The sequence below is a fragment of the Martinezella rhizogenes genome (assembly GCF_000799715.1).
Lineage (GTDB): Bacteria > Pseudomonadota > Alphaproteobacteria > Rhizobiales > Rhizobiaceae > Rhizobium > Rhizobium rhizogenes_C.
On sequence record NZ_JUHG01000001.1, the window covers coordinates 91,067 to 103,109 of the forward strand.

A 12,043-nucleotide genomic window follows, 5' to 3' on the forward strand; every position below is an offset into this window, starting at 1 on the left:
GGTCAGCGCAGCCTCGGATTGGACATGATGGCGATAATGTCGGCGATGGTGATCAGGAGCAGATAGACCAGACAGAAAATCATCGCGCAGGTCTGGATCAGCGGCAGGTCGCGGGTGGCGACGGCGTCCACCATCAGCTTGGCGATGCCTGGATAGTTGAAGATGGTTTCGACGATGATCACGCCGCCAAGCAGGTAGGAGAGCGAAAGCGCCACCGCGTTGACGATCGGCCCGAGCGCGTTCGGAAGCGCATGCTTCAGCACCATGCGTCGTCGCGAGGCGCCTTTGAGCAAGGCCATTTCCACGTAGGGCGTGTTCAGCGTCTCGATAACGGCCGCGCGGGTCATGCGGATCATCTGTGCGGAGATGACGAAGCTCAACGTTATGACCGGCATCGCGAAGACGCGCAGCATCTGTGAGAAGGAGTGGATCTCGTTGGCGAAGGCAAGTGCCGGCAGCCATTTCAGGTAGACGGCGAAAATCAGCACGGCTGAGGTCGCGACCATGAATTCGGGCACGGAGATGACGCCGATCGAGATCACCGTGACGATGCGATCAAAGAGCGAGCCGCGCAGCATGGCCGCGGTAATGCCGAGCGTGAGCGCGATCGGCACGGAAAACAACGCGGTGGCGGCTGCAAGCTTCAGCGAGTTTCCGAGCCGGGAGCCGATTAGGTTCGCGATCGGCATGTTGTTGGCGTAGGAAGTGCCGAGATCACCGGTGGCAAGGCCGGCGAGCCAGCGCACGAAACGCAGGATTGCCGGATCGTTGAGATGCATCGCGGCGCGCAGGCCCGCGACCGCCTCGGGCGTTGCGGCTTGGCCCAGCAAGATCTGGGCGACGTCGCCCGGCAGCATTTCGGTCGCGGCAAACACCGTGAAGGACACGATGAGCAGCGTGATCAAGGCCACGATCACACGGCCGAGCACGAGAGAAAGAACGTGGCGGTTCATATCAGATCCCCATCGTGAGAACGGATGTGCCGAGCATACGGCAATGTACCCGACAAGTGGCGTCGAGACACCACTGGTCGGGCACGAAGGTAGGGATCAAGCGTCAAGCCAGACATATTCCGCGAAGGCATAGCCCATCATGCCGCCGAGCGGGCTTGGTTCCAGCCCGTGCAGCTTCGAGGAGATCGCGTCGACGTTGGAAATATAGGCCGGGATGGCGGTGCCTGCATCTTCGGCGATCATTACCTGCATGTCGCCGTAGATCGCCTTGCGCTTGGCCTGGTCGAGAGAGCCGCGCGCTTCCAGCATCATGCTGTCGAACTTCCCGGACTTGAACTGGCTTTCGTTCCAGGGAGCGTCGGAAGAATAGAGCAGCGAGAAGAGAATGTCCGGCGTCGGACGCGGGTTGATATTGCCGAAATGCATCGGCGCTTTCAGCCAGTAGTTCGACCAGTAGCCGTCGGACGGCACGCGCTGGACATCGAACTTCATGCCGATTTCCGCGCCGGCCTGCTGGAGCACCATTGCCATGTCGATGGACGAGGTGGCGGCGTCGGAGGCAACGACCGGAACGGACTGGCCGAACAGACCCGACTTCTGGAGATGGAACTTGGCCTTGTCCGGATCGTAGGCCTTCGGCTTCAGATCGGCATTGTGATAGATGTTGGACGGCGGCACCGGCTGGTCGTTGCCGATTTCGGCAAGGCCGCGCAATGCCGACTTCTGGATGATCTCGCGGTTCAGCAGGTACTTGACGCCGGTCACGAAGTCCTTGGTATTGCCGGGGCTCATGTCCAGACGCATGTTGAGGTCGGTGTAGTTGCCGGAGGTGGTCTTCGACAGTGCCACGCGCGGCTGGCCGTCCAGAAGGCGCATGGAGCGCGGGTTGATGGAGGCCGCGAGCTGGATGTCGCCGGACAGCAGCGCGTTGACGCGCGCCGAATCGTCCGAAATCGCGAAGAACTCGAAGGAGTCGAGGTGCGGACCACCCTGCTTCCAGTAGTTCTTGTTCTTGGTGGCGACGGAACGAACGCCCGGTTCGAAGACTTCGCAGACGAAGGCACCCGTGCCATTGGCCTTGCTGAAATCGGTCGTACCGTCGGCAAGGATCATGAAATGATGCATGGCCAGGATCGTCGGCAAATCGGCATTCGGATTGGCAAGGGTGATCTCGACGGTCAGCGGATCGACGGCCTTGATACCTGTCATCTGCTTGGCGATTGCATTGACCTTCGAGCCGACAGCCGGGTCGAGATGGCGGTTCAAGGAATAGACGACGTCGGCCGAGGAAAGGCTCTTGCCGTTATGGAAGGTCACGCCCTTGCGCAGTTTGACGGTCCAGACCTTGGCATCGGCGCTTTCGATACTTTCGGCGAGTTCCATCTGCGTGACGCCGGCCTTGTCGAGGAAGGAGAGGCGATTGTAGAAGGCGCAGCAGCGGACATAGTCCGTCGACAGCGACGCCTTGGCCGGATCGAGCGTGTCGGCGGTCGACGACGACCAGCCGGCCGCTTTCAGCGCGCCGCCGGAGACCGGGGTCGCTGCGAAGGCTGCGGAAGCGCGACCGAAGATCGCGCCGCCTGCAACGGCCGCAACACCGCCGGCGAGCAGCATCTGCAAAAGATCGCGGCGGGTGGCGCCACGGCGAATGGCATTTTCGACCATGGCATCGTCTGCGCTGGTCCAGTTCGTGATCTTGTCGTTCATTGCGTTCCCCTTGTTGTTAAGGTCGATTTGACGTCCCGTCTTTTCCTGCGGGATCAATACTTGGATGTCGTTCAGGCGGCCTTGATTGCCTCCACCGTGTCGGCGAGCCCTGCCATGGAGGTGAAATGGTAGTCGGGCTTGGTGAACTCCTTGGGCTCGATCGTGCCGCCATAGCCGTTCTGGGCGTGGCGGCGCTGGATCCAGCAATTGGTCAAGCCGAGCTGCCGCGAAATGCCGATATCGTGATACTGGCTCTGTGCGACATGCAGGATGTCGTCCTTCGAAGCGCCTTCCTTGCCGACAGAGGCGAAGACCTGCTCGAAGAAGGCTGGATCGGGCTTTTCCGTGCCGGTATCGTCGGCGGTGAATGCGGCATAAAACGGGTTGCCGAGTTCCCGGGAGAAATGCTCGAACGCCCAGCGGCGGGCATTGGTCATGGCGATCAGCTTGTAGCGCTTGGACAGGCGCTTGAGGGCTTCGGCGCTATCGGGAAAGCCCTTCCAGTCTCTGCAGGAATCGCGCAAGCGTTCGCCATATATCTGCTCTGCCGGCAGACCGAGCTTCGGGGCGATGGCGAGATAGACGCGAACCAAATCGTCGGGAAATAATCCGGCGTCGCCGGAATAGCGTTCAGCGCGATAAAGCGCGAGCGCTTCTTCGCCGTCCACGGAAACACTTGTTTCCTTGGCGATTGCGGCGAGACAATCCTTGATGCCGCCTTCGAAATCGATCAGGGTTCCGACGACGTCGAAGGTGAAATATTTAAAATCCGCTAAGCTCTTTACCAAGTGTCTGTCCTCGATGGAATGCGACCAATTCCGGTCGCCTCGGCTGAATGCAGAAGAAAATGCTGTTCCCATACTGCCGAGGATTTTCTTGTATCTCCCGAAAATCCCGGTTTTTCGGGCTTTGGGTACCTTCAGCCATTTCAGTTTCGCAGTTAAGGCTCGCCGGATTCTCTGAATGGAAGAGCCGTGGCGGCACAAAATTGCGAATATGGCCGCAAAGCGGTATTTCGCTCATCCCGTCCAACGGCCGATGTGAAGCACGCCGGCCGATGAGGAAATGTCCCACGTGCGTTCAGACGAGCGCCGCGCGAACATCCGGGTCTTCCAGCGTCTGGTCGAGCGTCTTGGCGGTGCGTTCGACGATCGCGTCGATTTCCGCATCGGTGCAGCAAAGCGGCGGCGCATAGCCGAGAACGCCGTTGCCAAAGGCGCGGATGACGAGCCCATTGTTCCAGGCACGATCGAAGATCCGTCGGGACGGGTCGGCAGCAGCCGGCAGCGGCGTCTTGCGCTCCTTGTCGACCACCAGTTCGATCGCGGCAAGCATGCCGCGCCCGCGCACGTCGCCGACCAGCGGATGCGAAGAGAGCGATTGAAGACCGGCCATCAGCCGCGCACCCGCCTTGACGCCGTTTTCCAACAGGCCGTTCTCATAAAGGCGCAGCACCTCGAGGCCGACCGCGGCGCTGACGGGATGGGCGGAATAGGTATAGCCGTGGCCGATCGCGGCCGCGCCGGCGCCATCGGCAATCGTCTGGTAGACCTTTTCCGACAGGAAAACGGCACCCATCGGCACATAGCCGGAGGTCAGGCCCTTGGCGGTCGTCATCAGGTCGGGGACGATGCCTTCGTCCGAACAGGCAAACAGCGGACCGGTGCGACCAAAGCCGGTGATGACCTCGTCGGCAACGAACAGAATATCGAGTTCGGTACAGACGTCGCGCATCGCCTTCATCCAGCCGGACGGCGGAACCAGCACGCCGCCCGAGCCCTGGATCGGCTCGACATAGAAAGCGGCCACGCGCTCGGCACCGATCTCCTCGACCTTGGCGCGCAGCGCCTTGACCGAAGCGGCGATGATCGCCTGCGGATCGGTGCCGACGGGGTTGCGATAGGCGTAATGTGTCGGAATCTTGTGCTGCCAGTCGAGCGGCATGCCGAAGCCGGCATGGAAGACCGGAAGCGCCGTCAGGCCCGCGCCGACGGTGGATGAGCCGTGATAGCCCTGCTCCAGCGAGATGAACTGGTCCTTCGCCGGCGTGCCCAGTGAATGATAGTAGTAGCGGATGAAGCGAACCGTGCTGTCAACGGCGTCGGAACCGCCAAGCGTAAAGTAGACATGGTTGAGATCGCCGGGCGTCCGCTCGGCGAGTTCGGCCGCAAGCCGGATGGCCGGTTCGGAACCAAGGCTGAAATAGCCGGTGGCATAGGGTAGTTCGCGCATCTGGCGGGCAGCGGCCTCGACAATGCTTTCATGGCCGTACCCCGCATTGACGCACCAGAGGCCGGCAAAGCCGTCAAGCATCTGGTGGCCAGAGGCATCGGTGACGGTTGCGCCTTTGGCGGATTTCAGCACGCGGACGCCGGCCTGCTCATGGCCGCGATAGGAGGCGACTGGGTGAATGAGGTGGGCACGATCGAGTTCGACGAGGGAATTGCTCAGCATAATGTCTCTCTTCAGCCTAAAGCCTGGCTGGCCAGGGCAAATGTGTGAACGCTGGGAACGGGTGAGGAAGCGGACGAAGGCGTACGTCGCATGGAGATGCCGCCGCCGACATGGACAAGACCATGCTCGAGAAGGAAGGAGGCAAGGCCGGTTTCAGCGCCGGTGTCGACGCGCATGAAGACCCCGGGCCGGGCCGCAAACAGGAAAGCGAGCAAATCCTTCGCCGCGCCGGTCGTTTCCGCGATTACCGGTCCGCAGAGTTCGCCGCGTCCAAAGTGGCGCCAAGCGCCATAACCATGAATGACGCCGGCCTCACGCAAGACCGCGACCCGGCCCGACCGGAACAGGCTCTGGATGAGCTTGCTGCGATCCGCGGGATAGGCGATACGGTCAAGGGCTACGATCTCATCGAGATCGGCCTTTGTCGCCCATTCAACCGTCTCAGGCGCTGTGCAAACGCCAAGCGTTCCCTGATGCTGGACGATCGTGCCAGTCTTCCGGAAGCCGAGACTCTCGTAAAGCGGCAGGCCATCGGCGGTCGCTACCAGCCGGCACTCCCGTTCGCCGACGATATCGAGAGCCGCCTGCATGATGCGCCGGCCAATGCCGCGTCCGCGTATCGATTCATCGACGATCACCATATTGATGGTCGCGATCTCCGCGCCATAGGGGGTGACGAAGATCGTCCCAACGACTTTTTCGTTCTCGACGGCCACGAGGCCGTTGCTGAGCTCCAGCAGCATCTGCCACTCTTCCAGCCGATGTGGCCAGCCCGCCTGACGTGACAGCGCCAGTGCCGATTGAAGGTGAGATTGGTCGAGGGGGCGAAGGTCGATCGCGGTTGCCTGCACAGGCTGTGTCTCCCATCCGTTGCTTTTCTTTTTGATAGACCCGCAACGGAAGAAGATCGTCCCGACGAAAGCATTGCGGCAATATCTTCCACCGTTCGCCGGCACGCCCGCCGCATCTTATGCCGGCCCATCTGAGGCGATGGGTGCTTTGAGCCCCTTTTTGCCCGGTTATCGGCAACACTGAAGAGGCAAGTGCGCAACTCTCTGCCAAAGCGGCGCAAGGATACAAAACTTTCTGCTTCCCGACGACGCAAATGCGGTGAACCGATGGAGAAAGGCTGCCTATGATGTCTTCATATCATCAAGCGCCTGCGCGGCACCCTGCAAGGATCCAAGACATGACGACGTTTCGGCCGAAATACATCACCTTCGATTGCTATGGCACCTTGACGAATTTCCAGATGGCCGAGGCTGCCCAGAAGATCTATGGCGAACAGCTTGATCAACCGCGCATGGCACAGTTCATCAAGAATTTCGCCGCCTACCGGCTGGACGAGATTCTCGGAGACTGGAAACCCTACAATGAAGTGATCCATAACTCCGTAGAGCGCACCTGCCGCAAGAACGGTGTGACCTTCCGCGACGAGGATGCCCGCTCGATCTATGACACCGTGCCGAGCTGGGGTCCGCATGCGGATGTTCCGGCTGGACTTGCCAAGGTGGCCAAGGAAATCCCGCTGGTGATCCTGTCCAATGCCATGAACGAGCAGATCATGCACAATGTCGAAAAGCTCGGCGCGCCGTTCCACGCCGTTTTCACCGCGCAGCAGGCCAACGCCTACAAGCCGCGCTTCCAGGCGTTCGAATATATGTTCGACATGCTCGGCTGCAACCCGGAAGACGTGCTGCATTGCTCATCGTCCTTCCGTTACGACCTGATGTCGGCCCATGATCTCGGCATCAAGCACAAGGTCTGGGTCAATCGAGGTCACGAGCCCGCCAACCCCTACTATGAATATACCGAGATCAAGGATATTTCCGGCCTGCCCGGCGTTGTCGGGCTCTGACGGGAGGCGGCCATGCAATTCAAGTCCTACTGGCACGACACCGCCCCGCGCTTTGAAAAGCAGAGCGCAGCACCACTCGAAGGTCACTACGACGTCGCGGTGATCGGCGGCGGCTTTACCGGGTTGGGCGCGGCACTAGAGCTCGCCACGGCCGGCGCCAAGGTGGTCGTGCTGGAGGCAGGCACGGTCGGCTCCGGCGCGTCCGGCCGCAATGGCGGCCATCTCAACAACGGCCTCGCTCACAGCTTCGTCTCCGCCAAGGCCGAACTCGGGGTCGAGCGGGCAAAGGCGCTTTATCGCGCCTTCGACGATGCCGTCGATACGGTCGAACGGATCGTTACTGAGGAGGCGATCGATTGCAATTTCCGGCGCGCCGGAAAGCTGAAGCTCGCGTCCAAGCCGGCGCATTTCGAGGGGATCGCCAGGAATTTCGAGGCGGTCAATCGCGAGATCGATCCGGACACCGCGCTGTTGACGGCTGACGATCTCAAAAGGGAAGTCGGATCTACCGCGTTTCATGGCGCGATGCTCTCCAAGAAGAGCGCCATGATGCATATGGGCCGCTATGCGGTCGGCCTTGCGGAGGCTGCGGTTCGTCATGGAGCCACGATCTTCGAGAACGCCGCTGTCACCGACAGGAAAGTGAATGGCGGCCGGCATGAATTGACGACCCCGCGCGGCAAGCTTTCGGCCGACAACGTCTTCCTGGCGACAGGCGCCTATACGCCCAGCATTTTCAGCTATTTCCGCCGGCGTATTATCTCCGTCGGCAGCTTCATCATCGCCACGCGGCCGCTGACCGAGACCGAGGTCGCCGCGACCATGCCCGGCAATCGCACCTGCGTCACCTCGCTCAATATCGGCAATTATTTCCGGCTTGCGCCGGACAATCGCCTCATATTCGGCGGCCGGGCACGCTTTTCCGCGACGTCGGATCAGCGTTCCGACGGCAAGAGCGGCGAAATCCTGCGCGCCGGCCTTGCCGAGATCTTTCCGCATCTGGCCAAGGTCGAGATCGACTATTGCTGGGGCGGTCTGGTCGACATGACCAAGGACCGTTTCCCGCGTGCCGGCTATGTCGATGGGCTGTGGTACGCGATGGGCTATTCCGGCCATGGCGCGCAGATGGCCACCCATATGGGCATGATGATCGCCGATGCCATCCTGGGCAAGACGGATCGCAATCCGCTCAAGGATCTCGCCTGGCCAGCCGTGCCGGGGCATTTCGGCAAGCCCTGGTTCCTGCCGCTGGTCGGCGCCTACTACAAGACGCTCGACCGCTTTCAATAGTCGGAGATTTCAAGAATCATGCCTTTTAAGGGATGCGGGCAATGACCTTGATCTCGAAGTCGAAGCCAGCAAGCCAGTTCACGCCGATCGCGGTCCAGTTCGGATAGGGTGGCTCGCTGAAAATCGTCTGCTTGACGGCCATGATTGTCGGAAACTGGTTTTCGGGATCGGTATGGAACGTCGTTACGTCGACGATATCATCGAGCGTGCAGCCAGCGGCATCCAGCGTTGCCTTGAGGTTTTCGAAGGCCAACTGGACCTGGCGTTCGAAGTCGGGTTCGGGTGTTCCATCGGAACGGCTGCCGACTTGCCCCGACACGAACAGAAGGTCTCCGGACCGAATGGCAGCGGAATAGCCGTGCTCTTCATAAAGGGCATGCCGGTTGGCAGGGAAGATTGCTTCACGTTTGGTCATTCCTGATCTTTCTTCATCGACGTTGATGGCCGACAGATAAGCGCAGCACGAACTGTGAGCTTCACAGGCCGTCGCATCATCTGATATACGGTACGTATGTGAAATAGCCATATACGGCCCGTATGTCAAATTGATATACGCAGTGTATATGAAATTGAGGGTGAGATGGCGAAGCGACGTGTCGATACGATGGAGGAGAACCGTGCCAAGCTGATTGCGGCCGCGCGAAAGGCCTTTGCCGAAAAAGGATACTCGGCTGCCTCGATGGATGAGCTGACCGCCGAAGTCGGCCTGACGCGGGGCGCGCTCTACCATAATTTCGGTGACAAGCGCGGGCTTTTGGCGGCGGTTGTCGATCAGATCGACTCGGAAATGGCGTCACGCGCCCAAGAGATCGGCGTTCTCGCGGGTGATGATTGGAAGGGGCTGCTTGCCGAAGGCGCGGCCTATATCGAGATGGCGCTTGTTCCGGAGGTGCAACGCATCGTTTTGCTCGACGGACCTGCGGTGTTGGGTGATCCGTCAAAATGGCCCAGTCAAAGCAGCTGTCTTCAGGCAACCAAGCGGACAGTGGAGCGCCTTATCGCCCAGGAGATCCTCAAGCCGGTCGACGCGGAGGCCGCCGCCCGGCTTCTCAGCGGCGTGGCGCTCAATGCCGCTCTCTGGGTCGCTGCCAGCGACGATCCGCAGCATGTTCTGCCTAGGGCTGTCGAGACCTTCCAAGCCTTGGCTTCGGGCCTTCTTATGAAGGCATGAATTCGTGACGGCAAGGAAGCCGCCACGGTGCCCGTTCTGCAAGTTAGTTAGGGCGCGGCTTTCGCCGGCACCCTTCTTTGCTCATATGTCAGGCAAGCCCGCCGATGTGGAAGGTCTTGATTTCGAGATATTCGTCGATGCCGAGTTGTGAGCCTTCTCGTCCAAGCCCGGATTGCTTGACGCCGCCGAACGGGGCGACCTCGGTCGAAATGGCGCCTGTGTTCAGTCCAACCATGCCGAATTCCAGTGCTTCGCCGACCGCCCAGGAGCGCTTGAGGCTTTCGGTATAGAAATAGGCGGCCAGTCCGAATGGCGTGCCGTTGGCAATGGCGATCGCCTCGTCGTCGGTCTTGAAGCGAAAGAGTGGTGCGACGGGGCCGAACGTCTCTTCGCTGGCGAGCAGCATGTCCGTGGTCGCACCCGAGAGCACGACCGGGGCGGCATATTGGCGGCCTTCCGGCAGGTTTGAAGCCTTGGCAATGATCTTTGCGCCCTTTTCGACGGCATCGCTGACATGGCGCTCGATCTTGTCGATGGCGGCCGCGTTGATCATCGGGCCGATATCGACGCCGGCCTGGGTACCCGGGCCGACCTTCATGGCGGAGACGCGGGCGGAAAGTTTTTCGGCAAAGGCGTCATAGACCTTGTCCTGCACCAGGATGCGGTTGGAGCAGACGCAGGTCTGACCACCATTGCGGAATTTGGAGGCGATGGCGCCTTCGACGGCTAGATCGAGATCCGCATCATCGAAAACGATAAATGGCGCGTTGCCGCCGAGCTCTAGGCTGAGCCGCTTGATGTTGTCGGCAGCGCCGCGCATCAGGAGCGCGCCGACGCGGGTCGAGCCGGTGAAGGAGATCTTGCGCACCACCTCATTGTGCATCAGCTCATTGCCGATTTCGGTCGGCATGCCGGTGACGATGTTGATGACGCCGGCGGGGATGCCGGCGCGTTCGGCGAGAACGCCAAGCGCCAGCGCCGAATAGGGCGTGAAGTCGGAGGGCTTGATGACGACGGTGCAGCCGGCTGCAAGCGCCGGCGCCACCTTGCGGGTGATCATCGCATTCGGGAAATTCCAGGGCGTGATGATGCCGCAGACGCCGACCGGCTGCTTGAGGACGACGATGCGGCGGTCGCGGGTCGGCGAGGGGATGGTCGTGCCGTTGATGCGGCGAGCTTCCTCGGCAAACCATTTGACGAAGGAGGCGCCGTAGCGGATTTCGCCACATGCCTCTGCAAGCGGTTTGCCCTGTTCGGTCGTCAGGATCAGGCCGAGATCGTCGCAATTCTCGATCATCAGATCGTACCAGGCTTCGAGCAGCAGAGCGCGCTCGGCATGGGTCTTCTCGCGCCAGGCCGGGAAGGCGGCGTTGGCGGCGTCGATGGCGGCACGGGTTTCAGCTCCGTCCATATCGGGAACGGTGCCCATCACGGCCTGCGTCGCCGGGTCGATGACGTCGACGGTCTTGCCGGAGGCGGCATCGCGCCAAGTTCCACCGATCAGGCCCTGCTGGCGAAACAGGCTCTTGTCCTTGAGGTCCATTATTGTCGCTTCCTTGTCGTTCAGGCGAGTGTGTTCAGCACAGCATAGGTGATTGCGTCGGTCTTGTCCTTGCCGGGAACCGTACCGACACCGGCCTCGGTCGCGGCGGAGATGGCATGCATGATCGCGGCCGCGGCTGCCTTTTCGCCGAGATGATCGAGCATCATGGCGGCCGACCAGATCGCGGCGATCGGATTGGCGATGCCGAGATGGGCGATATCGGGGGCGGAGCCGTGTACCGGCTCGAACATCGACGGTGCGCTGCGGTCGGGGTTGAGATTGGCGGAGGCGGCAAAGCCGAGGCCGCCCTGGATGGCGGCACCAAGGTCGGTCAGGATATCGCCGAACAGATTGGAGGCGACGATGACGTCAAGGCTTTCCGGCGCCATCACCATGCGTGCCGCCATGGCATCGATGTGATAGTTCGTGACGCTGACATCGGGATATTCGGCGGCCAGCCGCGCGGTCATCTCGTCCCAGAAGACCATGGAATATTTCTGCGCATTCGACTTGGTGACGGAGGCAAGCTTACCGCGCCGCACGCGGGCCTGTTCGAAGCCGAAGCGCAGGATGCGCTCGACGCCGGCTCTGGTGAAGATCGAGGTTTCGACGGCGACCTCGTTTGCTGTGCCCTGATGCACGCGCCCGCCAGCGCCGGAATATTCGCCCTCGGTGTTCTCGCGAATGCAGACGATGTCGAAGTCGCGAGCCTTCAGCGGTCCCTCGACTCCCGGCAGCAGCCGATGCGGCCGGATATTGGCATATTGTTCGAAGGCCTTGCGGATCGGCAGCAGCAGGCCGTGAAGCGAAACGGAATCGGGAACTTCTGCCGGCCAGCCGACCGCGCCGAGCAGGATGGCGTCGAAACCGCGCAGTGTCGCAATGCCGTCCGCCGGCATCATCGCGCCCGTTTCCTTGTAGTAGGCGCAGGACCAGGGGAAACTGGTCGGCTGAAGCCCGAAGCCCGCCTTGGCTGCGACTTTCTCCAGCACCTGCCATGCGGCGGCGATAACGTCCTTGCCGATGCCGTCGCCGGGGATAAGAGCGATTTTATAGGTCTTCATGTC

Annotated in this window: 11 protein-coding genes; 3 read left to right on the forward strand and 8 right to left on the reverse strand. The window is 61.2% G+C overall.

The window, feature by feature from the left end; translation table 11 throughout:
- Nucleotides 1-2 precede the first annotated feature (2 nt).
- From EX00_RS00425 to EX00_RS00445, 5 genes are all read right to left on the reverse strand, one after another.
- Nucleotides 3-953, reverse strand: coding sequence for an ABC transporter permease (locus EX00_RS00425; protein ID WP_047453032.1), 951 nt, complete (start codon nucleotides 951-953; stop codon nucleotides 3-5).
- Between the two features lie 96 nt (nucleotides 954-1,049).
- Nucleotides 1,050-2,660 carry an ABC transporter substrate-binding protein gene (locus EX00_RS00430; RefSeq protein WP_047453033.1) on the reverse strand — a complete coding sequence of 537 codons (1,611 nt, stop codon included), beginning with the start codon at nucleotides 2,658-2,660 and terminating at the stop codon, nucleotides 1,050-1,052.
- A gap of 71 nt (nucleotides 2,661-2,731) precedes the next feature.
- The gene (locus EX00_RS00435; protein WP_047453035.1) at nucleotides 2,732-3,448 is read right to left on the reverse strand and encodes an HAD-IA family hydrolase; all 717 of its coding nucleotides are present in this window, start codon (nucleotides 3,446-3,448) and stop codon (nucleotides 2,732-2,734) included.
- A gap of 292 nt (nucleotides 3,449-3,740) precedes the next feature.
- Nucleotides 3,741-5,114, reverse strand: coding sequence for an aspartate aminotransferase family protein (locus EX00_RS00440; RefSeq protein ID WP_047453037.1), 1,374 nt, complete (start codon nucleotides 5,112-5,114; stop codon nucleotides 3,741-3,743).
- An 11-nt stretch (nucleotides 5,115-5,125) separates the two neighbouring features.
- Nucleotides 5,126-5,965, reverse strand: a complete 840-nt coding sequence (locus tag EX00_RS00445; protein ID WP_047453039.1) for a GNAT family N-acetyltransferase — start codon at nucleotides 5,963-5,965, stop codon at nucleotides 5,126-5,128.
- Nucleotides 5,966-6,303: 338 nt separating this feature from the next.
- Here EX00_RS00445 and EX00_RS00450 point away from each other — a divergent pair, with 338 nt between their 5' ends.
- A complete protein-coding gene (locus tag EX00_RS00450) occupies nucleotides 6,304-6,972 on the forward strand; it encodes a haloacid dehalogenase type II (RefSeq protein WP_047453040.1) in 669 nt (222 codons plus the stop codon).
- A gap of 12 nt (nucleotides 6,973-6,984) precedes the next feature.
- On the forward strand, nucleotides 6,985-8,262 hold the full coding sequence (locus EX00_RS00455; protein ID WP_047453042.1) for an NAD(P)/FAD-dependent oxidoreductase: 1,278 nt from the start codon (nucleotides 6,985-6,987) through the stop codon (nucleotides 8,260-8,262).
- Between the two features lie 25 nt (nucleotides 8,263-8,287).
- Here EX00_RS00455 and EX00_RS00460 read toward each other — a convergent pair whose 3' ends face one another.
- Nucleotides 8,288-8,677, reverse strand: a complete 390-nt coding sequence (locus EX00_RS00460) for a RidA family protein (protein WP_047453044.1) — start codon at nucleotides 8,675-8,677, stop codon at nucleotides 8,288-8,290.
- A 165-nt stretch (nucleotides 8,678-8,842) separates the two neighbouring features.
- Between EX00_RS00460 and EX00_RS00465 the strand changes: the two genes are divergently transcribed.
- Nucleotides 8,843-9,433, forward strand: a complete 591-nt coding sequence (locus EX00_RS00465) for a TetR/AcrR family transcriptional regulator (RefSeq protein WP_047453046.1) — start codon at nucleotides 8,843-8,845, stop codon at nucleotides 9,431-9,433.
- 88 nt (nucleotides 9,434-9,521) lie between these two features.
- Here the strand turns inward: EX00_RS00465 and EX00_RS00470 are convergent, their stop codons facing one another.
- Both EX00_RS00470 and EX00_RS00475 read right to left on the reverse strand, forming a co-directional pair.
- Nucleotides 9,522-10,979, reverse strand: coding sequence for an NAD-dependent succinate-semialdehyde dehydrogenase (locus EX00_RS00470; RefSeq protein ID WP_309546356.1), 1,458 nt, complete (start codon nucleotides 10,977-10,979; stop codon nucleotides 9,522-9,524).
- A 17-nt stretch (nucleotides 10,980-10,996) separates the two neighbouring features.
- Nucleotides 10,997-12,040 carry a tartrate dehydrogenase gene (locus EX00_RS00475; protein WP_047453050.1) on the reverse strand — a complete coding sequence of 348 codons (1,044 nt, stop codon included), beginning with the start codon at nucleotides 12,038-12,040 and terminating at the stop codon, nucleotides 10,997-10,999.
- Between the last annotated feature and the right edge of the window lie 3 nt (nucleotides 12,041-12,043).